22 protein-coding genes and 2 pseudogenes are annotated in these 25,769 nt (G+C 70.9%); 7 read left to right on the forward strand and 17 right to left on the reverse strand.

The window, feature by feature from the left end; all coding sequences use genetic code 11:
* The first annotated feature begins 207 nt into the window (after nucleotides 1–207).
* The 3 genes from OFY01_RS27225 (at nucleotide 208) to OFY01_RS27235 (ending at nucleotide 2,869) form a co-directional block, all read left to right on the forward strand.
* Entirely contained in the window at nucleotides 208–1,185 is a 978-nt protein-coding gene (locus OFY01_RS27225; RefSeq protein ID WP_266604278.1) for a maleate cis-trans isomerase family protein, read from the forward strand.
* Nucleotides 1,186–1,324: 139 nt separating this feature from the next.
* Nucleotides 1,325–2,101, forward strand: coding sequence for a maleate cis-trans isomerase family protein (locus OFY01_RS27230; RefSeq protein ID WP_266604280.1), 777 nt, complete (start codon nucleotides 1,325–1,327; stop codon nucleotides 2,099–2,101).
* Between the two features lie 42 nt (nucleotides 2,102–2,143).
* On the forward strand, nucleotides 2,144–2,869 hold the full coding sequence (locus OFY01_RS27235; RefSeq protein ID WP_266604281.1) for a GntR family transcriptional regulator: 726 nt from the start codon (nucleotides 2,144–2,146) through the stop codon (nucleotides 2,867–2,869).
* 49 nt (nucleotides 2,870–2,918) lie between these two features.
* Here the strand turns inward: OFY01_RS27235 and OFY01_RS27240 are convergent.
* From OFY01_RS27240 to OFY01_RS27250, 3 genes and pseudogenes are all read right to left on the reverse strand, one after another.
* Nucleotides 2,919–3,381 (reverse strand): annotated as a pseudogene (locus OFY01_RS27240) (class I SAM-dependent methyltransferase); the annotation flags it as partial.
* Between the two features lie 54 nt (nucleotides 3,382–3,435).
* Nucleotides 3,436–3,744 (reverse strand): annotated as a pseudogene (locus OFY01_RS27245) (Scr1 family TA system antitoxin-like transcriptional regulator); the annotation flags it as partial.
* A gap of 104 nt (nucleotides 3,745–3,848) precedes the next feature.
* Nucleotides 3,849–5,030, reverse strand: coding sequence for an acyl-CoA dehydrogenase family protein (locus OFY01_RS27250; protein WP_266604282.1), 1,182 nt, complete (start codon nucleotides 5,028–5,030; stop codon nucleotides 3,849–3,851).
* Nucleotides 5,031–5,244: 214 nt separating this feature from the next.
* On the opposite strand from OFY01_RS27250, the gene OFY01_RS27255 reads away from it, so the two are divergent.
* The gene (locus OFY01_RS27255) at nucleotides 5,245–6,570 is read left to right on the forward strand and encodes a UDP-glucose dehydrogenase family protein (RefSeq protein WP_266604284.1); all 1,326 of its coding nucleotides are present in this window, start codon (nucleotides 5,245–5,247) and stop codon (nucleotides 6,568–6,570) included.
* A 177-nt stretch (nucleotides 6,571–6,747) separates the two neighbouring features.
* On the opposite strand, the gene OFY01_RS27260 is transcribed toward OFY01_RS27255, so the two are convergent.
* The 4 genes from OFY01_RS27260 to OFY01_RS27275 all read right to left on the reverse strand — a co-directional run bounded on the left by OFY01_RS27260 (nucleotide 6,748) and on the right by OFY01_RS27275 (nucleotide 11,143).
* Nucleotides 6,748–7,944 carry a dipeptidase gene (locus OFY01_RS27260; RefSeq protein WP_266604286.1) on the reverse strand — a complete coding sequence of 399 codons (1,197 nt, stop codon included), beginning with the start codon at nucleotides 7,942–7,944 and terminating at the stop codon, nucleotides 6,748–6,750.
* 210 nt (nucleotides 7,945–8,154) lie between these two features.
* Nucleotides 8,155–9,342 (reverse strand): dipeptidase, encoded by a 1,188-nt coding sequence (locus OFY01_RS27265; protein WP_266604287.1) that lies wholly within the window; start codon nucleotides 9,340–9,342, stop codon nucleotides 8,155–8,157.
* A 5-nt stretch (nucleotides 9,343–9,347) separates the two neighbouring features.
* Complete coding sequence (gene purE / locus OFY01_RS27270) at nucleotides 9,348–9,902, reverse strand: 5-(carboxyamino)imidazole ribonucleotide mutase (protein ID WP_266604288.1); 555 nt, start codon at nucleotides 9,900–9,902, stop codon at nucleotides 9,348–9,350.
* A complete protein-coding gene (locus tag OFY01_RS27275) occupies nucleotides 9,899–11,143 on the reverse strand; it encodes a 5-(carboxyamino)imidazole ribonucleotide synthase (RefSeq protein WP_266604290.1) in 1,245 nt (414 codons plus the stop codon). Before OFY01_RS27275 ends, purE begins: the two co-directional genes overlap by 4 nt.
* Before the next feature lie 172 nt (nucleotides 11,144–11,315).
* Here OFY01_RS27275 and OFY01_RS27280 point away from each other — a divergent pair, with 172 nt between their 5' ends.
* Complete coding sequence (locus tag OFY01_RS27280) at nucleotides 11,316–11,885, forward strand: GtrA family protein (RefSeq protein ID WP_266604292.1); 570 nt, start codon at nucleotides 11,316–11,318, stop codon at nucleotides 11,883–11,885.
* A gap of 52 nt (nucleotides 11,886–11,937) precedes the next feature.
* On the opposite strand, the gene OFY01_RS27285 is transcribed toward OFY01_RS27280, so the two are convergent.
* Together OFY01_RS27285 and OFY01_RS27290 are read right to left on the reverse strand one after the other, a co-directional pair.
* Nucleotides 11,938–13,230, reverse strand: a complete 1,293-nt coding sequence (locus tag OFY01_RS27285; RefSeq protein WP_266604294.1) for an ATP-binding protein — start codon at nucleotides 13,228–13,230, stop codon at nucleotides 11,938–11,940.
* Nucleotides 13,231–13,409: 179 nt separating this feature from the next.
* The gene (locus OFY01_RS27290) at nucleotides 13,410–14,087 is read right to left on the reverse strand and encodes a response regulator transcription factor (protein WP_266604295.1); all 678 of its coding nucleotides are present in this window, start codon (nucleotides 14,085–14,087) and stop codon (nucleotides 13,410–13,412) included.
* Nucleotides 14,088–14,564: 477 nt separating this feature from the next.
* On the opposite strand from OFY01_RS27290, the gene OFY01_RS27295 reads away from it, so the two are divergent.
* On the forward strand, nucleotides 14,565–16,061 hold the full coding sequence (locus tag OFY01_RS27295; protein ID WP_266604297.1) for a peptide MFS transporter: 1,497 nt from the start codon (nucleotides 14,565–14,567) through the stop codon (nucleotides 16,059–16,061).
* A 113-nt stretch (nucleotides 16,062–16,174) separates the two neighbouring features.
* Here OFY01_RS27295 and OFY01_RS27300 read toward each other — a convergent pair whose 3' ends face one another.
* The 6 genes from OFY01_RS27300 to OFY01_RS27325 all read right to left on the reverse strand — a co-directional run bounded on the left by OFY01_RS27300 (nucleotide 16,175) and on the right by OFY01_RS27325 (nucleotide 21,871).
* Entirely contained in the window at nucleotides 16,175–17,479 is a 1,305-nt protein-coding gene (locus tag OFY01_RS27300) for a hypothetical protein (RefSeq protein WP_266604385.1), read from the reverse strand.
* Between the two features lie 41 nt (nucleotides 17,480–17,520).
* Nucleotides 17,521–18,726: a hypothetical protein gene (locus OFY01_RS27305; RefSeq protein ID WP_266604299.1), complete on the reverse strand. Its 1,206-nt coding sequence runs from the start codon at nucleotides 18,724–18,726 to the stop codon at nucleotides 17,521–17,523.
* A gap of 29 nt (nucleotides 18,727–18,755) precedes the next feature.
* Nucleotides 18,756–19,721: a COG1470 family protein gene (locus OFY01_RS27310; protein ID WP_266604301.1), complete on the reverse strand. Its 966-nt coding sequence runs from the start codon at nucleotides 19,719–19,721 to the stop codon at nucleotides 18,756–18,758.
* 1 nt (nucleotide 19,722) lies between these two features.
* On the reverse strand, nucleotides 19,723–20,448 hold the full coding sequence (locus tag OFY01_RS27315) for a peptidase (protein WP_266604303.1): 726 nt from the start codon (nucleotides 20,446–20,448) through the stop codon (nucleotides 19,723–19,725).
* Between the two features lie 164 nt (nucleotides 20,449–20,612).
* Nucleotides 20,613–21,104: an ATP-binding protein gene (locus tag OFY01_RS27320; protein ID WP_266604305.1), complete on the reverse strand. Its 492-nt coding sequence runs from the start codon at nucleotides 21,102–21,104 to the stop codon at nucleotides 20,613–20,615.
* 395 nt (nucleotides 21,105–21,499) lie between these two features.
* Nucleotides 21,500–21,871 carry an STAS domain-containing protein gene (locus OFY01_RS27325; protein WP_266604307.1) on the reverse strand — a complete coding sequence of 124 codons (372 nt, stop codon included), beginning with the start codon at nucleotides 21,869–21,871 and terminating at the stop codon, nucleotides 21,500–21,502.
* Between the two features lie 240 nt (nucleotides 21,872–22,111).
* Here OFY01_RS27325 and OFY01_RS27330 point away from each other — a divergent pair, with 240 nt between their 5' ends.
* On the forward strand, nucleotides 22,112–23,071 hold the full coding sequence (locus tag OFY01_RS27330) for an RNA polymerase sigma factor SigF (RefSeq protein WP_266604387.1): 960 nt from the start codon (nucleotides 22,112–22,114) through the stop codon (nucleotides 23,069–23,071).
* Between the two features lie 120 nt (nucleotides 23,072–23,191).
* On the opposite strand, the gene OFY01_RS27335 is transcribed toward OFY01_RS27330, so the two are convergent.
* Nucleotides 23,192–23,956 carry a MerR family transcriptional regulator gene (locus OFY01_RS27335; RefSeq protein ID WP_266604309.1) on the reverse strand — a complete coding sequence of 255 codons (765 nt, stop codon included), beginning with the start codon at nucleotides 23,954–23,956 and terminating at the stop codon, nucleotides 23,192–23,194.
* A gap of 285 nt (nucleotides 23,957–24,241) precedes the next feature.
* Entirely contained in the window at nucleotides 24,242–25,759 is a 1,518-nt protein-coding gene (locus OFY01_RS27340; protein ID WP_266604311.1) for a carbohydrate binding domain-containing protein, read from the reverse strand.
* Between the last annotated feature and the right edge of the window lie 10 nt (nucleotides 25,760–25,769).

The following is a 25,769-nucleotide window of genomic DNA, read 5'->3' on the forward strand; positions in this document are numbered from 1 at the left end:
AGGCCATCACGTCTACCCGGAGCCCGGCCGGGCAAACCCCTTACACAGGGGCACGGCGACCGGCTCCCCGCCCCGCCGACACAACCGCACAACCGCATCGCGCACCCCCGCATCCAGCACCACCGCTCAACCCGTCCACACCAGGCGTACGGAACCGGCGACACCGGACCGCGGCCCGTACGCGTGCAGTCACGAAGGGGCCCTGCATTGGACATCACGACCTTCGGCGGACCGGTACCGCAACGCGGCATCGGGGTCGTCGCCCCGTTCGACTTCGCGCTCGACCGCGAACTGTGGCGCTGGAGTCCGGGCGAGATCTCCCTCCACCTGACCCGCACGCCGTACGTGCCCGTCGAGGTGAGCGTGGACATGGCCCGCCTCATCAGCGAGTACGAGACCCTCCGCCACGCCGTCACCGCCCTCGACGCGGTACGCCCGGTGGCCTTCGCGTACGCGTGCACGTCCGGCAGTTTCGTCGGCGGCACGGTCCACGAGAGCGCCATGTGCGCCGCCATGAGCGGCGCGGGCCGCGGCATGCCCACGGTCACCACGTCCGGCGCCCTGCTCGACGCGCTGGGCGAGCTGGGCGCGCGCAGGGTGGCCGTGATCACCCCCTACACCCGGTCGCTGACCGACGCCCTGGCCGACTTCCTCGCCGAGGCGGACGTGGAGGTCGTCGGGCGCGAGTACATGGGCCTCACCGGAGAGATCTGGAAGGTCGACTACCGCAGCGTCGTCGACCTGGCGAGGTCCGCCGACCTGCGGCACGCGGACTGCCTGTTCATCAGCTGCACCAACCTCGCCACGTACGACGTGATCCCCCAGCTGGAGGCAGAGCTGCGGATTCCGGTGATCTCCGCCAACCAGGTCACCATGTGGTCGGCGCTGCGCCACGCGGGCGCCCGCCCGACCGGTGACTACCAGGCGCTGGTGGACCCGTCGGCCCGCGCGGGACTCGACCCGTACAGACACCGGACGACGACCTACCGCGCGCCGTCACCCTCGCCACCGGCGCCCGCGCCCGCCCCCACGCCCGCGCCGCCTTCCGCGCCCGCGCCCGCGCCCGCCGAGACGGTCCCGCCCACACCGGCCGACCCGGCCGCTCCCCCGCCACCGGCGGCCCAGACCGCCCCCGAGGACCCGGCGCCGCCGCCCACGACGGGCACCGGAGCCGACCTCAACTGACCGCCGCACCGCACCTCTCGCCCTCTCCCGCACCTTCCGCCCCGGCCCGCGCGCGCCGCCGGGGCATGGTTGACTGTCGACAATCTGCACGTCCGGGCTCCCGCCCCGTAGACTGCCCGCACGAAAGGACGACGTACGTATGAGCGACACGGCGACGGCCCGAGTCGGCTTCCTCTACCCCGGCCACTCCGCCGAGGACGACTACCCGCGCCTGGAACGGATGCTCGGCGGCGGCGCCCGGCTCACCCTGGTCCACACGGACATCGGCACGGACGCCCACCGCGTGGACGAGCTTCTCGAGATGGGCGCGACCCACCGCCTCAAGGCGGCCCTGGGCGAGCTGCTGCGCGAGGAGCAGGACGCGATCGTCTGGGCGTGCACGAGCGCCAGCTTCATCTACGGCCCGCAGGGCGCCCGCCGCCAGGTGGAGGAGCTCGCGCAGGCCGCGGGCCTGCCGGCAGGCCGCGTGTCGTCCACCTCCTTCGCCTTCGCCCACGCGACGCGGGCGCTGGGCGTGCGCCGCCTGGCCATCGCGGCGACCTACCCGGACGACGTGGCGGGCTACTTCGTACGCTTCCTGGAGCACCACGGATCGCAGGTCGTCCAGGTCTCGGGGCAGGGGATCATCACGGCGGCCGAGGTGGGTACCCTGGGCCGCGCGCAGGTGCTCGACCTGGCACGGAGCAACGACCACCCGGACGCCGAAGCGGTCCTGCTCCCCGACACCGCGCTGCACAGTGCCGCCTGGCTCGACGACCTCGAAGAGGCCGTGGGCAAGCCCGTCCTCACCGCGAACCAGGTCACCGCCTGGGAGGGCCTGCGCCTGGCCGGCGACACGGCACCCCGGGACGGCCTGGGCACGCTCTTCCGCTCGTCCTTCCGCACGTCTGATCCGACGACCCCCGCGGCCCCGTAAGACGGATCCGGCCGCACCGACACCGAGGAAAAGAAACTGAATATGGCCTCTGCGAAACCCCTGCGACCGGTCAAGCGGGAGCCCGCGGCGACGATCATCGCCGCACAGCTCACCGAGGCGATCATGACGGGCGTCCTCGCCCCCGGCACCCAGCTCGGCGAGGCCGAACTGGCCGGACAGCTGGGCGTGAGCCGCGGACCGCTGCGCGAGGCCCTGCAACGCCTGGTGCAGCAGGGCATCGCGGTCAGCGCCCCGCACCGCGGCGTCTTCGTCACGCAACTCGACGAGGACGACATCCGGGACATCTACTTCACCCGGACGGCGATGGAGTCCGCCGCCTGCAAGCTGGTCCTGCGGGGCGACCCGCAGCGCACCGCGGACCGCCTGGCCAAGATCCACCGCACGATGGCGTCGGCGGCCCGCCGCGGCAACCTCACCGCACTGAGCGCGGCGGACATGGAGCTGCACCAGACCCTGGTCGAGGAGTCGGGCAGCCCCCGCCTGCGCCGCATCGCGGAAACGCTGTTCGTGGAGACCCGGATGTGCCTGTCGGCCCTGACGGACATCCACTCGGACCCGGACTCCCTGGTCGCGGAACACGCGGCCCTGATCGAAGCCCTACGAGCCGCCGACGAGCCCCGCCTCCTCGCCCTCCTCGACGACCACATGCAGGACGCGGTGCAGCGGCTGACACGGGCGGCTCGGGAGGACGGCGACGGAGACGTGGAGCCGGAGGGTGAGGACGGGGTGGGCGCGGTGGCGGGGTGAGGCGGCCGCATCGCCTCTCGGACAGGACCTGGGCCCCGCTCACCTGGTAGGCCGGGCGGTCCGCTGTGACCAGCCACGCCGTGCTGCGCAGCCGCACCGTGCCGTCCGCCGCCTCGTGGTCGCGCAGATGTTCCGTGAGGGCGCCGCGGGCGCGAGCCCGCGCGGTCGCGCCGGCCTGCCCCATCAGGTGACGGCCGGGGCCGGACCCCAGCAGAAACTCCGCCGCGTCCTCGGCCCCCCTTCCCCCACGCCCCGTACCTCTGTACCTGCTCGACGGCGACACCGGTGAACCCGGCCGCGCCGAGAACCTCGCGAACGCGCTCCGGGACCGCCAGGGAGAACATGCCGGGCAGCCCCGGCCGCCCGAAGTCGCCAGCCGGCAGGAAATCGCGCAGTGACGCCATCGCCGCAACCCATTCGTTGAGCGCGGCATCGGCCGGACAGACGAAGGCCAGGCGCCCGCCGGGGCGCAGCGCCCGGCCGACGTCGGCGAACGCCGCCACGGGGTCGGCGATCTCTCCGCGCCGGTTCCTCGGCCGATTCTGCGAGTAGCCGGTACGGCAAGCTCACGTACGAGGTGAGTCGGGTCGAATGGACCGTTGCGCCCGCGTGATGACGTTCTGAGCGTCAGCGCCGTACACCGCCGACTCCCGCAGCGTGGCCCACACCTTCGTATAGGTGGCCACGCTGTCAGTGTCATCCAGCCATATTTCGGCGTGCCAGTCCTCAGCGATGACGAGACGCTCGTCGAGGACCCAGAATCCGTTCGCGGCGGGCACCTTCAGCGGCGCCGCGAACGGGACGATTCCCAGTTCCACCGTGTCCATACCGGTCAGACCCGCCAGCCGGTCAAGCTGGGCGGCAAAGTCACCTGGTTCGAGCTGGTCGGGTAGGCGGTGGCGATGGCCGGAATACGCAGACGCCCCGACGCCCTCGGAGGGCGACGGGGCGTGCGACCGGTTGGCCGGCAGCCCTGCCGTTACGGCAGGTTGCGGGCCATGACGATGCGCTGGACCTGGTTCGTTCCTTCGTAGATCTGCGTGATTTTCGCATCGCGCATCATCCGCTCCACCGGATAGTCACGGGTGTAGCCGTAACCGCCGAGCAGCTGGACCGCGTCCGTCGTGACCTCCATCGCGACGTCCGAGGCGAAGCACTTGGCCGCCGCGCCCTGGAAGGTGAGGTCACCTTCTCCACCTCCGGCGGCGACGCGCTCGGACTTGGCCGCCGCCGCGTACGTGAGCTGGCGGGCCGCCTCGATCTTCATGGCCATGTCCGCGAGCATGAACTGGATGCCCTGGAAGTCGAAGATCGGCTTGCCGAACTGCTTGCGCTCCTTGACGTAGCCCTTGGCGTAGTCGAGGGCGCCCTGGGCGACGCCGAGCGCCTGGGCGGCGATCGTGATGCGGGTGTGGTCCAGGGTCTTCATCGCTGTGGCGAAGCCCGTGCCCTCCTCGCCGATCATGCGGTCGGCGGGGATGCGGACGTTGTCGAAGTAGACCTCACGGGTCGGGGAGCCCTTGATGCCGAGCTTCTTCTCCGGGGCGCCGAAGGAGACGCCCTCGTCCGACTTCTCGACCACGAACGCCGAGATGCCCTTCGAGCGCTTCGTCGGGTCGGTGACCGCCATGACCGTGTAGTACTCGGAGACGCCCGCGTTGGTGATCCAGCGCTTCACACCGTTGAGGATCCAGTGGTCGCCGTCCCGTACGGCCTTCGTCTTCATACCCGCCGCGTCCGAGCCCGCGTCCGGCTCGCTCAGGCAGTACGAGAACATCGCCTCGCCCTTGGCGAGCGGCGCCAGGTACTTCTTCTTCAGCTCCTCCGAGCCGGAGAGGATGACCGGGAGGGAGCCGAGCTTGTTCACCGCGGGGATGAGGGACGAGGACACGCAGGCGCGTGCCACCTCCTCGATCACGATGACCGTGGCGAGCGCGTCGGCGCCCGCGCCGCCGTACGCCTCGGGCACGTGCACGGCCGCCAGGTCGGCCGCGACCAGCGCGTCGAGGGCCTCCTGCGGGAAACGGGCCTCCTCGTCCACCGCCGCGGCGTGTGGGGCGATCTTCGCCTCGGCCAGCGCGCGGACCGTCTCGCGGAGCAGGTCGTGCTCCTCGGACGGGCGGTACAGGTCGAACTCCGGGTTGGAAGTCGATCCGGCCAAGGTGTCTCACGCTCCAAAGACGCTAATTACCGTTAAGTAACTGAAGGGGTAAACGGAGTTTAGGTCGCGTCGCCGCCGTACGGATACGTGAGCTACGCGACAGCGTGAATCGTGCCCGGTGAGCGGCCTCGCCACGCCCGGCCGAGCGGCCCTTCCGTGCCCGGCTATGCTCGGGCGCGCCCCCGTACACACCCGCGATTTCTGGAGCCCCGCAATGGCCCTCAAGATCACCGTGATCGGTACCGGATACCTCGGCGCCACGCACGCCGCGGCCATGGCCGAACTCGGCTTCGAGGTGCTCGGCCTGGATGTCGTGCCGGAGAAGATCGACATGCTCCGGCGGGGTGAGGTGCCCATGTACGAGCCCGGTCTCGAGGAGCTGCTGGGGCGGCACGTCGAGGGGGCGGAAGGGTCGAGCGGGCGGCTGCGGTTCACCATGGACTGGGCCGAGGCCGGTGCCTTCGGCGATGTGCATTTCGTGTGCGTCAACACTCCGCAGAAGCACGGTGAGTACGCGTGTGACATGTCGTACGTCGATGCGGCGTTCGGGGCCCTCGCACCGCATCTCAAGGCGGGCGACCTGGTCGTCGGGAAGTCGACCGTGCCGGTCGGGTCGGCCGAGCGGCTCGCCGCGATGCTGCCCGAGGGGGCCGAGCTGGCGTGGAATCCGGAGTTCCTGCGGGAGGGCTTCGCCGTCAAGGACACGCTGCACCCCGACCGGATCGTCGTCGGTGTCGGCAGCGAGCGCGCCGAGCAGCTGCTGCGGGAGGTGTACGCGAAGCCGCTCGGGGAAGGCACGCCGTTCGTCGTGACCGACTATCCGACGGCCGAGCTGGTCAAGACCGCGGCCAATTCGTTCCTCGCGACCAAGATCTCCTTCATCAACGCCATGGCCGAGGTGTGTGAGGCCGCCGGCGGGGATGTCGCCAAGCTCGCCGAGGCCATCGGGTACGACGACCGGATCGGGCACAAGTTCCTGCGGGCCGGGATCGGGTTCGGTGGTGGGTGTCTGCCCAAGGACATCCGGGCGTTCATGGCGCGCGCCGGTGAGCTGGGCGCGGACCAGGCGCTGACGTTCCTGCGGGAGATCGACTCCATCAACATGCGGCGCCGCGGCCAGATGGTCGAGATGGCGCGCGAGGCGCTGGGCGGCGGGGCGTTCCTGGGAAAGCGGGTGGCGGTGCTCGGCGCCGCGTTCAAGCCGGACTCCGACGACGTACGGGACTCCCCCGCGCTGAACGTCGCCGGGCAGATCCATCTGCAGGGCGGCCAGGTGACCGTGTACGACCCGAAGGGCATGGCGAACGCGCGGCGGCTGTTCCCCACGCTCGGGTACGCGGAGTCGGCGCTCGACGCGGTGCGCGGGGCCGATGTCGTGCTGCATCTGACGGAGTGGCGGGAGTTCCGGGAGCTGGACCCGTCGGCGCTGGGGGAGGTCGCGGCGGCGCGCGTGGTGCTTGACGGGCGTAACGCGCTGGACGCGGCGCTGTGGCGGAAGGCCGGGTGGACGTATCGGGCCATGGGGCGGCCCGGGGCGTAGTCGTACGCGGGTGGCGTACGCGTGCGGCGTGCGCGTGCGGCGTGCGCGTGCGGCGTGCTCGTGCGGCGTGCTCGTGCGGCGTACGCGTACGGCTTGAGTGGACTTCCGCTTGAGTCGGCTTCCGCTTGAGTGGCGTGTGACCTCGCCCCTGGTGGGCCGCCCCGGACCGGCCGCCGTCTACGGCTTGTCGTCCGGTTTGGCCGTCGACGGGCCTCGGCGGCGTTGGGCGGCGCGGGCCGTGAACTCCGCCTTGCGCAGCACCCGTTGGACGTTCCCCCACGTGAGCAGGGTGATGTCGGGCTCCGGCCAACCCCGGTCGAGCAGTTCGGCGATCAGCGCCGGGTAACCGGAGATGTCCGCGAGACCTTCGGGGTGCGCGATTCCCGTGTCGTACGTGCCGGAGATGCCCACCGACTCGGGGCCCGCCAGTCGCCGTACGTGGTCCAGGTGGTCGGCGACGTCACGCAGCCGCGGGCCCGTGTGCGCGGCCGAGCAGGGCACCATGCACAGGCCGCCGCTCTCGCCGAGGGCGTGCAGGACGTCGTCGGGGACGTTGTCGGGGTGGCCGGTCAGGGCGCGGGCGCCGGAGTGCGTGAACACCACGGGGGCCTGGGACATGGCGATGGCGCGGGCGGCCGCGGCCCGGGGGGCGCCGGTGAGGTCGGCGAGCATGCCGAGCCGGTTCATCTCCCGTACGACCTCTTCGCCGAACCGGGTCAGGCCCTCGTCGGTCGCCCATGACGTGCGGCCGAGTGTGAGGACGCGCAGGCCGAGCGTGTGCAGGGCGCGCAGTGTGCCGAGCGAGTCGGCCATCACGGCGGCCGGGGCGGGGCCGATCAGGACCGCGGCTCTGCCGTGGGCGTGGGCGGCGGTCGTCTCGGAGGCGGAGCGTGCGGAGCGCAGACCTTCCGGATAGTGGGCCACGAGGTGGTTGATCAGGTCGATCTGCTCCAGGGCGGCGGTGACCGGGTCGGTGGCCGGGGCGCCGGCGGGGTCGGTGCGCAGCGCGCAGAACAGCGCGCCCACGGCTCCGGTGCGCAGGCGCGGCAGGTCGGTCTCGGCGGTGCTCTCGCCCAGTTCCAGGTCGTACCAGGGGAGGGTGAGCAGCGCGGTGGAGAGGCCGCTGTAGCCGTCGGCCACGGGGTGTTCCGCGAGCAGGGCGCGGGCCGTGTCGGCGCCCGGCTCGGCATCAGGCGCCGGATCGTGGGCGTCCGACCGGGTGTGTTCGCCCTGGGCGGGGTCGGGCTCGGTGGGGTCGGGCTCGGTGGGGTCGGGCTCGTCGGGGTGGGGGTCGGTGGGCTCACCGGTCGGGACTGGCCGGTCGAGCTCACCCGCCTCGGCAGGTGCGTTCAGTGTGTCCTGCAGGTCGGCCATGGCGGGGCTCCGGCGTCGGTGGAACATGACATCGGTCCACCGTGACACGGCTGCACCCGGGGTTCTCGGTGAGCGGGGCGAACGGGTGGGCGGAGCGAAGGGGTGGGCGGAGCGAACGGGCGAACGGGCGAACGAGGTAGCCCGCCCGACCCCGCCTATCCGCCTATCCGTCCATTCGTCCATCTATCCGCCTCACCAGCCGGTCCCCCGCTACCCGTCCAGCGCCGCCAGGGTCGCGTTGGAGGGGCCGCGCCGGGTCCGGACGTCCCGCGCGACCGCTTCCGCGTCGCCCAGGACCCGTACCGCGTTGCCCCACGTCAGCTTCGCCAGGTCGGCCGTGGACCAGCCCCGGTCGAGCAGTTCGGCGACGAGGTTCGGGTAGCCGGAGACGTCGTCGAGGCCGTCCGGCGTGAACGCCGTGCCGTCGTAGTCGCCGCCGATGCCGATGTGGTCGATGCCGGCCACGTCCCGCATGTGGTCCAGGTGGTCCGCCACCGTCGCCGCCGTCGCGATCGGCCTCGGGTGGGCCGCCTCGAAGGCGCGGTGCAGCTTCATCGCCTCGGGGGACGTGTCCAGGTGGTGGAAGCCGTGCGCGCGCAGGTTGTCGTCCGCGGCCGCCGTCCAGTCGACCGCCGCCTGGAGCACGAACTTCGGTACGAACGTCGCCATGGCCACTCCCCCGTTGGCCGGGAGGCGCTCCAGTACGTCGTCCGGGATGTTGCGGGGGTGGTCGCAGACCGCCCGTGCCGAGGAGTGGGAGAAGATCACCGGGGCCTCGGTGACGTCGAGCGCCGCGCGCATCGTCGTCGCCGCCACGTGCGAGAGGTCCACGAGCATGCCCTCGCGGTTCATCTCCCGCACCACCTCGCGGCCGAACGCCGAGAGTCCGCCGACGCCCGGCTCGTCCGTCGCCGAGTCCGCCCACGCGATGTTGTCGTTGTGGGTGAGGGTCATGTAGCGGACGCCCAGCGCGTACAACGCGCGGAGCGTGGCGAGGGAGTTGTTGATGGAGTGGCCGCCCTCGGCGCCCTTGAGCGACGCGATCCGGCCCTCCGAACGTGCCGCCTCCATGTCCGCCGCCGTCAGGGCCTCCCGCAGGTCCTTCGGGTACCGCGCGATCAACTGGTCGACGCAGTCGATCTGTTCGAGCGTGGCGCTGACCGCCGCGTCGCCCGTCAGGTCCGTGCGCACGTACACCGACCAGAACTGCGCCCCCACGCCTCCGGACCGCAACCGGCCCAGGTCCGTGTGGAGGTGGGCGCTCTGGTCGGTGGCGATGTCGCGCGCGTCGATGTCGTACGTGACCTGTTCGCGCAGCGCCCACGGAAGGTCGTTGTGCCCGTCGACGACCGGGAACTCGCGCAGCAGTTCCCGCGCCCGCTCCAAGGACGATGTCATCGCCGTCACTTCCCGGCGGTCGAGCCGAAGCCGAAGCCGGCTCCCGCGCCCTCGACCTTCGACCGCAGCCGCTTGCCCTTCTCCGTGGCCTGGTCGTTCAGCTCCTGCTGGAACTCCCGCATGCGGCCGAGGAGTTCCTCGTCGTGTGCGGCCAGCATGCGCGCGGCGAGCAGTCCCGCGTTGCGGGCGCCGCCCACCGACACGGTCGCGACCGGCACGCCCGCCGGCATCTGCACGATCGACAGGAGGCTGTCCATCCCGTCGAGGTACTTCAGCGGGACCGGGACGCCGATGACCGGGAGCGGGGTGACCGAGGCCAGCATGCCCGGCAGGTGCGCCGCGCCGCCCGCGCCCGCGATGATCGCCTTCAGGCCGCGGTCGGCGGCGTGCTCGCCGTACGAGATCATCTCGTGCGGCATGCGGTGCGCGGAGACGACGTCGACCTCGTAGGGGACCTCGAACTCGTCAAGGGCCTTGGCGGCGGCCTCCATGACGGGCCAGTCGGAGTCCGACCCCATGACGATGCCGACGACAGGGTGCACGGGGCTGGAGCTGCTCATTCGACGATGGTCCCTCTCAGGTATCCGGCTGCGTGACGCGCGCGTTCCAGCACGTCGTCCAGGTCATCACCGTAGGTGTTGACGTGTCCGACCTTACGTCCGGGCTTCACGTCCTTGCCGTACATGTGGATCTTCAGCTGCGGGTCGCGGGCCATGCAGTGCAGGTACGCGCTGTACATGTCCGGATAGTCGCCGCCCAGGACGTTGACCATGGCCGTCCAGGGCGCGCGGGGGCGCGGGTCGCCGAGCGGCAGGTCGAGCACGGCCCGTACGTGGTTGGCGAACTGGCTGGTGACGGCGCCGTCCTGGGTCCAGTGGCCCGAGTTGTGCGGGCGCATCGCCAGTTCGTTGACGAGGACCTTGGGCGTGCCGTCGGCGTCGCGGGTCTCGAAGAGCTCGACCGCGAGGTGGCCGACCACGCCGAGCTCGTCGGCGACGCGCAGCGCCAGCTCCTGGGCCTGGCCCGCGAGCTCCTCGTCGAGGTCCGGCGCGGGGGCGATCACGGTGTCGCAGACGCCGTCGACCTGGCGGGACTCGACGACCGGGTAGGCGACGGCCTGGCCGTGCGGGGAGCGGACGACGTTGGCCGCCAGTTCCCGTACGAAGTCGACCTTCTCCTCGGCGAGGACGGGGACGCCCGCCTTGAACGGCTCGGCGGCTTCGGCCTCGGAGCGTACGAACCAGACGCCCTTGCCGTCGTAGCCGCCGCGGACGGTCTTGAGGATGACGGGGAAGCCGTCGTCCTCGCCCGTGCCGTCACCCTCGGCCGCCCCCTGGCCAGGACGCGCGCCCTCCGCCGCGAAGGCGGCCACGTCGGCCGGGTCGCTCACGATGCGGTGGCGCGGACACGGCACGCCGATCGCGGTGAGCTTCTCACGCATGACGCCCTTGTCCTGGGCGTGCACGAGCGCGTCGGGGCCCGGCCGGACGGGGAGGCCGTCCGCCTCCAGCGCCCGCAGGTGCTCGGTGGGTACGTGTTCGTGGTCGAAGGTGATCACGTCGCAGCCGTGCGCGAAGGCGCGCAGCGTGTCCAGGTCGCGGTAGTCGCCGACGACGACATCGCCGACGACCTGCGCAGCTGAATCCTGCGGGGTGTCACTGAGGAGCTTGAATCTGATGCCGAGCGGGATGCCCGCCTCGTGTGTCATACGAGCGAGCTGTCCACCGCCGACCATGCCGACTACAGGGAACGTCACGCATTCAGGGTATCGGCCGTTCGGCCGGTTCCCGCAGGGGCTCATTCCTGTAGGATCCTCCATGTTTCGAGTCCGAAAAGTCCACTTCGCTGTCCGCAGGGCATCTGCGGGGACCGGTGGTTAGCATGGCTGAGTGGTTCTTCCGATGAACCACGGTGGTTCTTCCCATGAACCGCGTGACCATGAGACGGGGACGACGGGGGCTGAGGCAGGAACCATGGACGACACGACCGGCCGCCACCAGCAGGGCGCGACCGCGTCCGGAGCGGGCGGCCAGCATCGCCTCGGGGCCCTGCGGCTGCGCTTCGCGGCCCTGACGCGCGAGATCGCCAAATTCGGCGTCGTCGGCGCCCTCGGCGTGTTCGTGAACTTCGCCGTCTTCAACCTGGTGCGGCACGCCACGAACCTCCAGGTCGTGCGCGCGAGCGTGATCGCCACGGTCGTGGCGATCGCCTTCAACTACGTGGGGTTCCGCTACTTCACCTACCGTGACCGCGACAAGAGCGGCCGCGGCAGGGAACTCTCGCTGTTCCTGCTGTTCAGCATCGTCGGCCTGGTGATCGAGAACGGTGTGCTGTACGCGGCCACGTACGGGTTCGGCTGGGACAGTCCGCTGCAGAGCAACGTCTTCAAGTTCCTCGGTATGGCTCTGGCCACCCTGTTCCGCTTCTGGTCGTACCGGACGTGGGTGTTCCGGGCGCTGCCCGCGCGGGAGACCGTGGCCGGCGCGGAATCGTTCCTGGAAGAGCGGTCCGCGCGGTCCGCGGCGACGAGCCGCATGAAGTGACGGCCCCTGGCCACCCGGGTCGGCCGACCGCCCGACCACGTCGTCGGGACGGCTACCTGATCGTCGGTTCCGGCTCGGTGCCGTCGTCCCCGCCCGGCACCGCCCGCCTCAGCGGCGTACGCGACAGGAACAGGCCGAAGACCGGCGGGCTCGCCTGCAGCATCTCCAGGCGGCCGCCGTCCGCCTCGGCCAGGTCACGGGCGACGGCGAGGCCGATGCCGGTCGAGTTGCGGCCGCTGATGGTCCGCTCGAAGATCCGCGAGCCCAGCTCCGGCGGCACACCGGGCCCCTCGTCGGTGACCTCCACGACGGCCTGGTTGCCGGTGACGCGCGTGCGCAGGGCGACCGTGCCGCCACCGTGCATCAGCGAGTTCTCGATCAGCGCCGCGAGCACCTGGGCGACCGCGCCGGGGGTGCCGACGGCCGTGAGGTGGCGCTTGCCGGAGGAGACGATGGCGCGGCCCGCGCTGCGGTAGGCCGGGCGCCACTCCTCCAGCTGCTGCTTGATCACCTCGTCGAGGTCGAAGGAGACGGCCGAGCCGTTGCGCGGGTCGCGCGAGTTGGTCAGCAGCCGCTCCACGACGTCGGTGAGCCGCTCGACCTGGCTGAGCGCGATCGTCGCCTCCTCCTTCACCTCCGCCGGATCGTCGGTCATGGTGATCTCCTCAAGCCGCATCGACAGCGCCGTCAGCGGCGTGCGCAGCTGGTGCGAGGCGTCGGCGGCGAGCCGCCGCTCGGCGGTGAGCATGCGCGCGATCCGCTCCGCCGACCCGTCGAGCACGTCGGCGACACGGTCCAGCTCGGGCACGCCGTACCGCTTGTGGCGGGGGCGCGGATCGCCGGAGCCGAGCCGTTCGGCGGTCTCGGCGAGGTCGGTGAGCGGCGAGGCGAGACGGTTGGCCTGGCGTACGGCGAACAGTACGGCGGCGACGATGGCGAGCAGCGCGACCAGGGCGATGATCAGCAGCGTCCGGCCGACCTCCTGGGTGACGGCCGAGCGGGGCTCCTCGACGGTGACCTTCTCGCCGCGCTCGCCGGTGGCCGTGAACGAGATCACGTCACCCGCGGGCTCGGAGCCGAGTTCGATCGCCTCGCGGCCGGGGATACGGATGACGGCGTACCGCTCCTCGATGGCCACCTGGTCCTTGAGGATGTGCGCGTCGACCCGCTCGCCGCTGTGCAGCCGGCTGTCCACGATGGAGACGAGCCGGACCGCCTCGGACTCCACGCGGTCCTGGGCGCTGTTGCTGATGGTCCGGCTCTCCACGATGACGAGGGAGACGCCGAAGACGGCGATGACGACCAGGACGACGGCCAGGGTGGAATTGATGAGTCGGCGGCGCATATGTCTCAGTGTCCTGGATCGGGGTCCCGGATCGAGGTCCCGGATCGAGGTCCCGGATCGGGGTCCCGGATCGGGCCCCTGGAACCGGCGCCCTGGAATCGGTGCCCTTCACCGGGGGCGCGGTCCCGGGGCTCCGCCCCGGCCCCCGCTCCTCGAACAACCGGAGGGGCTTGATCTGCTCAGCTCTTCTCGAACCGGAACCCCACGCCCCGCACGGTCGCGATGTACCGGGGGTTGGCCGCGTCGTCGCCCAGCTTCTTCCTGAGCCACGAGATGTGCATGTCGAGCGTCTTGGTGGAGGACCACCACGTGGTGTCCCACACCTCCCGCATCAGCTGGTCCCGGGTGACGACCCGGCCCGCGTCCCGTACGAGGACGCGCAGCAGGTCGAACTCCTTTGCCGTCAGCTGGAGTTCCTCGTCGCCCATCCACGCGCGGTGCGACTCGACGTCGATGCGCACGCCGTGCGTGGCGGGCGCCTGGGTCGGCTCGGCGGAACCGCGCCGCAGCAGGGCCCGGACGCGGGCGAGCAGTTCGGCGAGGCGGAACGGCTTGGTGACGTAGTCGTCGGCGCCGGCGTCGAGGCCGACGACGGTGTCCACCTCGTCGGCGCGGGCCGTGAGGATGAGGATCGGCACCGTGTGACCCTCGGCACGCATGCGGCGGGCGACCTCGAGGCCGTCCATGCCGGGCAGGCCCAGGTCCAGTACGACGAGGTCGATGCTTCCCTGTAGTCCGGCGTCCAGGGCGGTGGGGCCGTCCTCACGCACCTCTACCTCGTAGCCCTCCCGGCGCAGGGCGCGGGCCAGCGGCTCCGAGATGGACGCGTCGTCCTCGGCGAGCAGTACACGGGTCATGGGGGTGATGGTAGTCCGCATCCGCCGGATGGCGGTGGGCGATCGGGGCTGGGACTTCCGGACCTGCGTACTGGGGGTGAGAGAGTGGATCAGACCTTCGAAATCACGCTACGGTTCCGCGTAGCCCTGTGATCCATCTCTCAAGTCCTTCCATATCGGCCACCGTCGTGTCGTATGGTGACTCAACGCCTGATGCACTACTGGGGGACCTTTGGAGCGCACTGCGCAACAAGGGTCCCTTTCTTGTGCGAGCTGGTCACCACCAGCACTGTTCGGAACGACCTGTGGCCGGGCCCGCCGTATGAAGACGTACGGAGGGTGTGGATCTCGGGTCCGCCGTCCTGGTCCCGCGCGAACACCTCGCCGAGGGCCTCCTCTCCGGGCGTGGGGAGGACGGTGGGATCCGGTGCCGGCAACCCCCACCGGGCGCGTACCCGCCAAGAGCGCAGCGCGTCCCGACACCACGAGGAACGACCCATGGCGTCCAGCCTGACGAAGGAGACCACCGCACCTGCCGGTGAGAACACCTTCCTTGGCCACCCCCGCGGCCTTGCCAACCTCTTCATGACGGAGATGTGGGAGCGTTACAGCTTCTACGGCATGCGAGCCCTGCTCGTGCTCTACCTGTCGGCGACCGTCGCCGACGGCGGTCTCGGCCTCACGCTGGCCACCGCGACCGCGATCTACTCCGTGTACAACGCTCTGGTATATCTGCTCGCCCTGCCGGGCGGCTGGCTCGGTGACCGGGTGTGGGGTCCGCGCAAGACGACCGCCATCGGTGGCACGATCATCATGTCGGGTCACTTCACCCTGGCATTGCCGTGGGAAGGCTCTTTCTTCGCCGGCCTCGGTCTGATCGCGGCGGGTTCGGGCCTGCTGAAGGCCAACATCTCCACGATGGTCGGACACCTGTACGCGGACAAGAACGACCCGCGCCGGGACGCCGGTTTCTCAGTCTTCTACATGGCGATCAACATCGGTGCCTTCGCCGCCCCCCTGACGATCGGCACGATCGGCCAGAAGGTCAGCTGGCACCTGGGCTTCGCGCTGGCCGGTGTCGGCATGGCGATCGGCCTGATGTTCTTCCTGCTCGGCTTCCGCCACCTGGCACCCGAGTCCGACGTGGTGTCCTCGCCGGTGAGCGCCGACGAGAAGGCGTCGCTGCTGAAGAAGGCCGGTTTCTGGGCGCTGCTCGCCGTCGTCTTCTACGGCGTCGTCGTCGGTGGCGGCTGGTACACCGTGAACTGGATGCTGTGGCCGCTGACCATCATCGGTCTCGCGCTGCCCATCTGGTACCTCGTCAAGATCAAGCGCGACCGTGACCTGAGCGGCGTCGAGCAGTCACGGATGACGGCCTACATATGGTTCTTCGTCGTCGCGGCCATGTTCTGGGGTATCTACGACCAGACCGGTTCGACGCTGACGGTGTTCGCCAACGAGCACACCTCCAACTCGCTGTTCGGGATGCACTTCCCGTCCACCTGGTTCCAGTCGCTCAACCCGCTGTACATCATGGCGCTGGCGCCGGTCGCCGCCTGGCTGTGGGTCGCGCTCAACAAGCGCGGCAAGGAGCCGAGCACCATCACGAAGTTCGCCAACGGCGTCTTCCTGATAGGTCTGTCCTTCCTCGTCATGATGCTCGCTCAGGGCGTCGCCACCGGTGACACGAAGGTCAGCCCGCTGTGGCTGTGCGTGGTCTACCTGGTGCAGACCATCGGTGAGCTCACGCTCTCCCCGGTCGGCCTGTCGCTGACCACGAAGCTCGCCCCGGAGAAGTACTCGTCCCAGATGATGGGCGTCTTCTTCCTCGCCGTCACCGCCGGTGACTCGACCATCGCGCTGCTCCAGCTGATAGGTGCTCCGACCGGCACGCAGGCGTGGTTCGCCTCACAGGGCGCCATCGCCGTGCTCGCCGGTGTGGCCGTCTTCATGTACCGCAAGAAGGTCAACAAGCTGATGGGCGGCGTGCACTGACGCACCACCCCGCTCCCACGGCGCGGACGGCCCCCGTCGCACTTCGGTGCGGCGGGGGCCGCCGCATCGCGTCCGCAGCGTGGAGCGGACCCCTGGCTTCGTCTGCGACCGCCCTACCGCCGCCGCTGCCGCGGCAGGAACGTGAACACCGCCCCGCCCAGCAGGACCACCGTCGCGGCCACCAGGCCGAGCGCGCGCAGGGCGCCCTCGTTGGAGGCGCCCGTCTCGGCCAGGCCGCCGCCCGTGGTGCCGGACGTCGTGCCCGACGCCGTGCTGCCGCCCGTCGAGGTCGATCCCGAGCCGGTCGTGCCGGAGGCGCCGCCCGGCTGGGACTTCGTGTCGAGGGTGAGCGAGACCGCCGTCCTGGTCGGGGTACAGGTGGTGGTCGTGCCCAGCGCCTTCACCGTCAGGACGCCCGGCGAGAGGGTCGCCGTGCCGGAGGCACCCGGCTTGTACGTGCCGGTCAGGTCGGGGATGTTGATCGGGTCCCCGGACTTGATGGGCTTGGGGTTCGTCGGGCCCTCCACGTGGACGGTGCCCTTGTCGGCGCCGCCCAGCTTCACCTCCATCGACGGCTTGACCGAGTGCGCCGGGATGGTGGCCGGGCTGTTCATGACCGACTTCTTGAACCGCACGGTCAGGGCGTAGTCACCGCTGTTCTTCCTGGCGTTGATCTGCACCGGTGACGTGGCGCTCTTGTTCCCGATCGGGGTCTTGCACGCGTACGGGATCTGCACCTCCTTGCCGGTGAAGTCGCTCTGCCCACCGTTTCCGCCGGTGGTGGAGCCGGACGAGCCCGAGGTGCCCGAGGTTCCGCTCGTCGTGCTCCCGGTGGTCCCGCTCGTCGTACTGCCGGTGGTCCCGCTCGTCGTACTGCCGGTGGTACTGCCGCCCGACGACGAACCGCTTCCGTCGGTGACCTTGATGGTCACGGCGGGACGCACCGTCTCCTCCGGGGTGCACTTGGTGTCGGTCGAGATCGGCTTGCTGACATTGATGTCGTACGCGTCCGGAGTGAGCGTCACCTCGCCCGGCTTGGTCAGCTTCAGCTTGCCGGTCATGTCGGACAGGACCATCGGGCTGTTCTTCGGGATGGCCGGGTTCTTGCGCGGCCCCGCCATCGCGAGGTCGCCGGTCTGCGCACCGGCCACCTTGATCACGCCCGTGGGCTTCACCGTGTCGGCGCCGAGGTCGAGGACGTCCGGGTTCTTCGACGCGGCCTGAACCGTCTTCCACACCACGTCGATCTCGTCGCCGACCTTCGCCGTCGCGGGCGCCGTGATGTCGGCCTTCGTGGTGCCCTCCACCGGCGGCAGGCCGGAGATGGAAGGCGGGATGCACTTCGTCTTGAAGGCCGCGCTGCCCGTGTCCGCGTGCACCGGGGCGGCGGCCATCAGCAGCCCCGCACCGGACAGCATGAGCGCGGCGCAGCCGGCCGCGCCGGCTCTCCATTGGCTTGTCACGTCGTTCCTTCCGTCGTGTGGGTGGTCGGGCGGGTGGTCGGGCTGGTGTCTTCCGGTGCGGCCGGCCCTGAGTCGGGGGTGAACCACGGCAGGGCCGTGGTGGTGGGGTGAGCGCGGTCGGCCGAGGCGGTCGGTCTCCTCGCCGTGCCCTCGCGTGCGGGCGGTGGCTCCTGCGGCAGCCGCACCCGTGGCAGCTGCACCGTCCGCCCGGCGAGACGCTCGGCGAGGCGGCGTGCGGCCGCGGCGCGGCGCCCGCCGCTCGCGTGGGCGCGGGAGTGGCGCTCGCGCGGGCTCAGCTTGTTGACGATCGCCATGCCGACCCGGAAGACCGCGGCGGGCACGACGACGCAGAGCAGGATCCAGAAGAGCGTGACGCCCCACGGCCGTCCCACCCCCCACGGCTGTTCGGCGAGCAGTTTCCCGTCGTACTTGAGGGAGATGAGGTAGTCGCCGTGCGCGCCCGCCGACAGTTCGACGGGCAGTCTGATCCGCGCCTTGCGGCCGGGCTCGATGGTGCCGCGCCACTGCTGCTCGTCCCATTGCGGCGCGAACACGCCGTGCGCCGAACCCACCTTGAACACCGGGTCCTTGACCGGCGACGAGCCGACGTTGCCGACGGTGAAGGTGAGGGTGCGGGAGGGCGGGGCGCCGAACCAGGTGAGCAGGCCGCTGGAGCCGTCGAGGCGGGTGTCGGTGACCATGGAGAGGCGGCCGTTCGCGGTGGGCTCCGGCAGCGCCTCCACCGGGTGGCCCGCCACCTTGAACACCGCGTCCACCTGCGCCTTCGGCCCGGTCACGGTGGCGACGTGGACGACACACGGGCAGGGGGCGGGCGGTTCGGCGACCGGCATCCGCTTGTTGAAGGAGCCGTCGGCGCCGGTGGTGACGGCGCGGCCCTCGGAGTTGGCGCAGGAGTTGGTGCCGCCGATCACGCCGCGCGACGGGCTCGACTGCCCGCAGATGAGCATCATGAGCAGCGTCCGGGGACGCCAGTGCGCGCCCCGTACGGTGATCGAACCCCCCGCCCCCGCCTGGGACTTGGACAGGGTCACGCTCGGCCGGCCGGCAGCTTGCGCTCTCGCTCCCGCTTCCGCTCCCGTTCCCCAGGCCGCCGTGCCCACCAGGAGCGCGACGGCGACGGCCAGGACGGCCAGAACCCGTCCGGTCAGCAGCCACGGGCCCGGCACGCTGCGGCGTTTCATGGCGTACTCCCTCGGTGTCTGCGTGGGGGCTACGTTTCGGCGGGGCGTCGTCGGCGGCGTACGTACCAGGCGGTGACGCACCCCGTCGCGGCGAGCGCGGCCAGGGCGCCGCCGACCGCGCCCCACGGCACGAACCGGGCGTCGACAGTGGCCGAGTCCGCGGCGCCGCCGCCCGCGGTGACCGTGACCTTCACGTCGACCGCGTCCAGCGCGGGGGCGTGGGGCCACGGTTCGGTGAGGCGGACCCGGCGGCCCGGCGGCACGTCGACCGGCAGGGCGCGGGGGCGCTTGTCGAGGACGGTGCCGAGGACGCCGTCGGCCTTGACCGTCAGGCGCGGGTGGAGCGTGGTGTTGCCGCGGTTGACGACCTCGTACGCGATCGAGGTGCCGCCGCCCGCCCCGCCGCCCCGCACGACGTGGACGTGCTCGACCGTGAGCGCGGAGAGCGTGGGTCCGCTCACCCGCAGGCGGACCGCGACCGCGGACTCGCGCCCGTCGGCCCGCGCGACGACGGCGCCGGGGTGGTCGCCCGGGGTGGCGTCCCGCGGGACGGAGACGGTGAACGGGATGTCGGCGCGGGTACGGGCCGGGACGCGGACCGTGCGGTCGGCGAAGGTGATCCAGGCGCTGGTGTCCTCGGCCGTCTCGGCCTTGTCGTCCTTCTCCGCCTCGCCGCTCTGCCCGCCCTTGCCACCTGCCCCGACCTCGCCGCTCTGCCCGCCCTTGCCACCCTCCCCGGCCTTGTCGGCATCGGCGCCGCGGAGGGTCACGTCCAGGGGCTCACGGGTGGGGTTGGTGACGGTCACCGTGTCCTCCAGGACGGTGCCGGGGGCGCCCTCCGCGTAGACGCACGGGCGGCCGTCACCGGCGGCCGGTCCCGCGGAGGGGGCGATGGTCCAGCGCGCCTCGTCGGCGTTCGCCGTGCCGCCCGAAGCGGCGGTGAGCAGCAGGACGGCGAGGGCCAGGCCCGCCGGGGCGGCCGCGCGAACGGTCACCTCAGGACGCCGTGTTCCCGCGACGGGTGAGCCACAGGGCGCCCGCCGCACCGGCCAGGAAGACCGTGCCACCCAGGGTGCCGAGGGCGATCACGGAGTCCGCGGGACCGGTCCGCGGAAGCTGACCGGCCCCGGTGGAACCGGCGGCGCCGGACGCGCCGGAGCCGCCTGACGTGCCGGACGCGTGGGAGGCACCCGCGGACCCGGCGGCCGCCGTCACGCTCAGCTCCAGGGACGGGCCCGGCTTGTTGGCGGGGGTGCATGTCGTGGTCGTACCGAGCGCCTTGATGGTCAGGACCCCTGCCGTGAACGTCACCTTGCCGCTCTTCTTCGGCGTGTACGTGCCCGTCAAGTCACTGATCTTGATGGGCGTGTTGGCGGGGATCGCCTTGGCATTCGGCGGCCCTGACACATGGAGGGCCCCGGTGTCGGCGCCACCGAGCTCGATGACCGCGCTCGGGTGCATCGCGCCCTTGCCGAGTTCGACGGGGCTGGAGGAGACGCCCTTCTGGAAGGACATCGTGATCTTGTAGCCGCTGCCGCTCCTGACGCCCTTCATGTCGATCGGGGAGACGGCCCCCTTCTTCCCGATCGGCGTCTTGCACTGGTAGTCGACGTTCTGCACGGCGGCCCGGGCCTCGGGGGCGGCCATCAGCACCGCCGACCCCGCCAGGGCCGCGCCGATCGCGAACGCGGCGGTTCGTTTCTGGTACGTCCGGTACGACACCTCGGGATCCCTTCACACCAGCCGGGTTACTGACGGTTCATCAGATGAGTGGCCAAGAAGGTACGCCCGGGAGGTTGCCGAGGGAAGACAAAGAGCACGCCGGATCGCAGACGATCCGGCGTGCTCGTGACAGCTCTCGACTCAGGCCCGCGACAGCCCTCGGCTCAGGAGGGAGCGCCCACCTCCGCCCACACGGTCTTGCCCGCGACCCCGGAGGTCCGCTGGACCCCCCAGTCCAGACAGAGCCGCTGGACGATGAACATGCCGTGCCCACCGGGGCGCCCGGCCCGGTGCGGGGTGCGCGGCGCGGGCTGGCCGGTACCGCGGTCGGCGACCTCGATGCGCAGCACCTTGTTCGTGGCCGAGTCGCCGTAGTACAGGGCCAGTTCGTCGGGGCCGTCCGCGTGCAGACAGGCGTTGGTGACCAGCTCGGAGACGACCAGCAGGACATCCTCGGCGGCGGCCCGCCGGTCCGCGGTCGCCGCGGGCAGCCAGCCCCAGGCGTACAGGGCCTCACGGGCGAAGTCGCGGGCCAGCGGCACGATTCCGCTCGCCCCGGCGAGGTTCAGCCTGCGGACCTGACGGCCCGTGACGCCCGGCAGGTCGTCGGGCTCGGGGCCTTGGTCGCCCGGCGAGTAAGGCCGGGTGGTGCTCATCAGCGCTTCACCTCACCGATTCACCGTTCAGCATCGATTCTGGAGTTCGAGTTCTGGTCTCTGGACTGGAGGGGCGGGGCCCCGCTCGGATCGCTCTCCTCGTGTTCGCCACGTTCGGCGCGTCCGCCGCGTCCGCCGCCTGCGCGGTCCGTACGTTCCGACGTTCTGTCGTTCCGTACGATCCACACCGCCCGCGTCGTCCACGTCGTCCACGTCATCCGCTCGGTCGGGGGTCTCCTGCCCGGCGTGACGTGAGGAACACTCACTTGCCCCGGCCGGAAACTGTGACGCTGGTAACGCCTCGATCACACGAGCACAACTGGAGCGTAACTTCTGGTGACCGGCTCGGAGCGGCGATCCCGACCGCTCTCCGGACACTCCCGGGCCGACCCCGGTCACTCGGCCGCGAGGGCACGCTCCAGGGATTCATGCACCGTGAAGACGGCCTCGGCCCCGGTGATCTCGAAGACGCGCGCGACCACGGGCCGCATGCCCGCGAGGTGGACGCCACCACCCTCGGCCTCGGCCTTCAGACGCGCTCCGAGCAGTACGTTCAGCCCCGTCGAGTCGCAGAATTCGAGCCGCGAACAGTCGATGACCAGGCGGAACAATCCGTTCTCGACGCACTCGTCGAGCGGCTCACGCAGCAGGTCCGCGGTGTGGTGATCCAACTCACCCACCGGGGTCACCACTGCACTGGAACCCTCTTGTCGCACCTCGACCAGAAGCCGGCCCCGATGTGCGCTGCCGACTGTCCCGCGGTCCATGACGCCTCTCTCTTCCGCTGCCGGTTGACGCCCTCGAACCCTACGCCCTCTGTGCCTTTATCGACACCCGAACAACCTCCAGAATTCGGACATTTCGCCCCAGAAAGGACTTGCAGGCCGGTGCGAAAAGCGGGTAGGCCTAGTAAAGACACCAATCAACCCGCCGGCTTTGGAGGCGCCGCACTCCGCAGTGCACGTATTGGCATCGGCAGCCATATGCCGAGAACGATGGAGGACAGCATGTCACCCCGGCTCGACGAATCGCGCGCCCGGCAGGATCAGGCGGCCCAGGCGACGTCGACACCCCCACGGGACCACGACCTGGACCCCGCCGCTCCCGAATCCGTCGACTCTGTCGACCCCGCCCTGTTCGAAGGCTTCGACGGCCTGACCGGCCTCGACGGGCTTCCCGAGATCCCCCCGTACGACGAAGTGGCGCCGCTCGACGCGCGTGCCCTGTCCAAGACGCTCTTCGAGCGCCTTGAGTCCCTCGAAGAGGGAACCCACGAATATTCGTACGTACGCAACACACTGGTCGAGCTGAACCTGGCCCTCGTCAAGTTCGCCGCCTCCCGGTTCCGGTCCCGCAGCGAACCGATGGAAGACATCATCCAGGTCGGCACCATAGGTCTGATCAAGGCGATCGACCGGTTCGAGCTGAGCCGTGGCGTCGAGTTCCCCACGTTCGCGATGCCGACGATCGTCGGCGAGATAAAGCGCTTCTTCCGTGACACCTCCTGGTCGGTGCGCGTGCCGCGCCGCCTCCAGGAACTCCGCCTCGACCTGGCCAAGGCGGGCGACGAGCTCGCCCAGCAGCTCGACCGCGCCCCCACGGTGGGCGAGCTCGCCGAACGCCTGGGCCTGTCGAAGGACGAGGTCGTCGAGGGCATGGCGGCCTCCAACGCCTACACGGCGAGCTCGCTGGACGCCCAGCCGGAGGAGGACGACTCCGAGGGCGCCCTGGCGGACCGCATCGGCTACGAGGACCACGGCTTGGAGGGCATCGAGTACGTGGAGTCGCTCAAGCCCCTCATCGCCGACCTGCCGCCGCGCGACCGCAAGATCCTCTCGTTGCGTTTCGTGGCCAACATGACACAGTCCGAGATCGGCGAAGAGCTGGGAATCTCGCAGATGCACGTGTCGCGACTCCTGTCGCGCACCCTCGTGCGGCTGCGCAGGGGCCTGACGGTGGAGGAGTGAGCCCACCGGTCACACCCGGCCCCTGACCTACGCGTACGGGCCCACGCCCCCGATCCCCGGGGCGGGGGCCCGTACGCGTACGTGGGCTGCGGGGCCGCTTGCGCGGCGCCGTCGGTGCGGTCAGCTCAGCCGGGCATCGGCGTACACGGTCATCGCATCGCGCTGGTAGACGGCGAGGCCCTCGGCGATCTTGTCGAAGTTGGCCCGCATCCGCGGGTCGTCGACATAGGTCTGGCCCACTCCCTTGTACGCGGCCGCCGTCGGGGTCCAGAACCGGCAGATCTGCCGGTAGTTGGCGTCCACCTCGGCCTGTACCGCGGGGTCGGAGACCGGCGTCCCTGCCACCATGAACTCCGCCATGCGGATCATCTGCGCCGTCACCTCACGCTGCCAGCGCTCCGTGTCCTCGGAGGTCATCGCCTCGACCGCCCGCCGGGACTGCTCCCACGCCCGCGGCCACCGCTCCCGTACCTCGGCCTCGGCATCGGCGGGGGCCTGGAACCCCTCGAACAGGTTCTCCGGCTTGTTGATCTTCGTCATCTTCCCGTTGTCCCTAACTTCTTCCAGTTCGGCGATGGTGCGGCCGACCGTACGGGCCAGCGTCTCCAGCCGGTCCCGTTCCGCGAGCAGCCGTTGGTGGTGCTCACGCAGCACGGCCACCTGGTCGAGCCGGCTGTCCAGGACCGCCTGGATCTCGCGCAGCCCCAGGTCCAGCTCCCGCATCAGCAGGATCTGCTGCAACCGCAGCAGATCGGCCTCCTCGTAGTAGCGGTGCCCGTTGCTCCCGATCCACGCGGGCGGCAGCAGGCCGATCTCGTCGTAATGCCGCAGCGTCCGCGATGTCACCCTGGACATGCGCGCCACCTCCGCGATCGACCAGGCCATGCCGGTGCCTCCCTCGCCGGGCCGGTCTCTCCGGCCCCACACATGACCGTAGAAGTTGCCGCAGCGGAAAGCGCAAGCGCGAACCCTGTCCGACGGAGACCAGGGCGTGCCCCGTCGAGGCTCCGCCATCAAGACGGCGACCGGGCGGCGTCCACCACGTCGGCCGGACGCACCGGACCCGCCGCTCCGCCCCCCCACCATCTCCGAGGGGGCCCGCCCACGGCTACCCGCGCTGGAACCGAGGCCGGGTCGGCCGACGGCCTCGGTTCCTGTCGGGCGCTGGGCTCAGCCCGTGTACGAGCTGAATGCCTGGCCGAAGGCTCCGGGGCTCTGGACGACGGACGAGCAGGTGGCTTCGGCGTAGGGCTGCGCGCCGCCGGAGCATTCCTTGTCGCGCGTCGCCGACCAGAACGACAGCCACGCGAGGTGGTTGGCCTTCGCGAAGGAGACGAGCTTCGAGGCGTCGGCGAGGGAGAAGGTCTCGGCGTTGTCGTCGTTGACGCCGATCATCGGCGTGACCGCGACCTTCGCCCACGCCTGGGCGTCGGTGAGGCCGGTCCACACCGATTTCACCTGCTCCTTGGTGGCCGTGGCGGCGTCGATCGCGTCCTGACCCATGTCGGAGGAGTACGAGGAGCCGTAGTCCATGGCCATGACGTTGACCGCCGAGACCGTGGCGCCGTGGCTCTTCGCACTGGTCAGGATGTTCACGCCGTCCGAGGTGAGGCCCGTCGGGAGCACGGGGAGGGTGTAGGAGACCTCCAGGGACGGGTTGTTCCGTTCCAGGGTCGCGATGGCCTGGTTGCGGCGGTCGACGGAGGCGCTGTCGGCCACGGCCGCGCCCTCGATGTCGAAGTCGATCCGGGTGAGCTTGTACGCGTCGATGACCGACTGGTACGCCGCCGCGAGCGCGCTCGCCGACGAGCAGCTCTGGCCCAGTTCCGTGCCGCTGGCGCCGCCGAAGGAGACCCGTACGTCGCCGCCCGCGTCGCGCAGGTTCGCGACGTCGGTGAGCGTGGCCGAGTCCGTGATGTCGGTGACCCCGCCCCATTTCGGCGTGCAGGAGCCGCCGTCGGTGATGAAGGCGAGGTTGAAGTACTTGGTGCCCTCGGTGGAGGCACCGGCGGCGAGGTCGTACTCGGGGTACAGCGACAGGTCCGCGTACGGCGAGACGGCTCCGAAACCGCCCGATCCCGGCGGCACGGTGGAGGTAGGGGTGGGCGTCGGGGTCGGCGTGGGTGTCGGGCTCGACGTGGTGCCGCCGCCGCTGCCCTCGACGAGGCTGAAGTCGTCGGCGTAGACCGTGCCCGTGCCGTACCAGCCGTGCACGTAGATCTGGACGGAGGTGGTCGACGAGCCCGTCGTGAAGGTGTCGGCGAGGGGGGTCCAACTGGTCGCGCCCGTCGTCCAGTTGCTCGTGTCCGAGGCGCCGGTGCCGGTCACGCCGATGTACGCGTAGTCGCCCTCCACGTAACCCGACAGGCTGTACGTGGTGTCCGGCTGGACGGTGACGGTCTGCGTGCACTGGGCGTTGTCCGACGACGTCGCCGCCGCCTTCAGCGCGTACGAGCCGCTGCGTACCGGCGAGGTGGTGGCGCTGTCGGTGCTTGAGCAGCTCCAGCCGGACAGACTGCCGCTCTCGAAACCGGAGTTGGTGAGGAGGTTGGTGGCGGCCGAGGCGCCGGTGGCGGTCGCGGCGAGCGTGGTGACGCCCGCGACCAGCACGAGGGCCGCGGCCAGTGTGGGGGCGCGCAGCGAGGATCTGGACTTGGTTGTTGGTTCGACTATCCCGTGCTCATGCATGTCCACACTC

Origin of the sequence: Streptomyces beihaiensis, from assembly GCF_026274175.1 — a bacterium.
In the GTDB taxonomy this organism is placed as follows: Bacteria; Actinomycetota; Actinomycetes; order Streptomycetales; family Streptomycetaceae; genus Streptomyces; species Streptomyces beihaiensis.

Excerpts from the sequence above, each read along its gene's own strand:
- OFY01_RS27230 (WP_266604280.1), top strand. The coding sequence starts at position 1,325 with ATGAGCGACACGGCGACGGCCCGAGTCGGCTTCCTCTACCCCGGCCAC.
- OFY01_RS27235 (WP_266604281.1), top strand. The coding sequence starts at position 2,144 with ATGGCCTCTGCGAAACCCCTGCGACCGGTCAAGCGGGAGCCCGCGGCG.
- OFY01_RS27255 (WP_266604284.1), top strand. The coding sequence starts at position 5,245 with ATGGCCCTCAAGATCACCGTGATCGGTACCGGATACCTCGGCGCCACG.
- OFY01_RS27260 (WP_266604286.1), bottom strand. The coding sequence starts at position 7,944 with ATGGCCGACCTGCAGGACACACTGAACGCACCTGCCGAGGCGGGTGAG.
- OFY01_RS27265 (WP_266604287.1), bottom strand. The coding sequence starts at position 9,342 with ATGACATCGTCCTTGGAGCGGGCGCGGGAACTGCTGCGCGAGTTCCCG.
- purE (WP_266604288.1), bottom strand. The coding sequence starts at position 9,902 with ATGAGCAGCTCCAGCCCCGTGCACCCTGTCGTCGGCATCGTCATGGGG.
- OFY01_RS27275 (WP_266604290.1), bottom strand. The coding sequence starts at position 11,143 with ATGAGCCCCTGCGGGAACCGGCCGAACGGCCGATACCCTGAATGCGTG.
- OFY01_RS27280 (WP_266604292.1), top strand. The coding sequence starts at position 11,316 with ATGGACGACACGACCGGCCGCCACCAGCAGGGCGCGACCGCGTCCGGA.
- OFY01_RS27285 (WP_266604294.1), bottom strand. The coding sequence starts at position 13,230 with ATGCGCCGCCGACTCATCAATTCCACCCTGGCCGTCGTCCTGGTCGTC.
- OFY01_RS27290 (WP_266604295.1), bottom strand. The coding sequence starts at position 14,087 with ATGACCCGTGTACTGCTCGCCGAGGACGACGCGTCCATCTCGGAGCCG.
- OFY01_RS27295 (WP_266604297.1), top strand. The coding sequence starts at position 14,565 with ATGGCGTCCAGCCTGACGAAGGAGACCACCGCACCTGCCGGTGAGAAC.
- OFY01_RS27300 (WP_266604385.1), bottom strand. The coding sequence starts at position 17,479 with ATGCTGTCCGGTGCGGGGCTGCTGATGGCCGCCGCCCCGGTGCACGCG.
- OFY01_RS27305 (WP_266604299.1), bottom strand. The coding sequence starts at position 18,726 with ATGAAACGCCGCAGCGTGCCGGGCCCGTGGCTGCTGACCGGACGGGTT.
- OFY01_RS27320 (WP_266604305.1), bottom strand. The coding sequence starts at position 21,104 with ATGAGCACCACCCGGCCTTACTCGCCGGGCGACCAAGGCCCCGAGCCC.
- OFY01_RS27325 (WP_266604307.1), bottom strand. The coding sequence starts at position 21,871 with ATGGACCGCGGGACAGTCGGCAGCGCACATCGGGGCCGGCTTCTGGTC.
- OFY01_RS27330 (WP_266604387.1), top strand. The coding sequence starts at position 22,112 with ATGTCACCCCGGCTCGACGAATCGCGCGCCCGGCAGGATCAGGCGGCC.
- OFY01_RS27335 (WP_266604309.1), bottom strand. The coding sequence starts at position 23,956 with ATGGCCTGGTCGATCGCGGAGGTGGCGCGCATGTCCAGGGTGACATCG.
- OFY01_RS27340 (WP_266604311.1), bottom strand. The coding sequence starts at position 25,759 with ATGCATGAGCACGGGATAGTCGAACCAACAACCAAGTCCAGATCCTCG.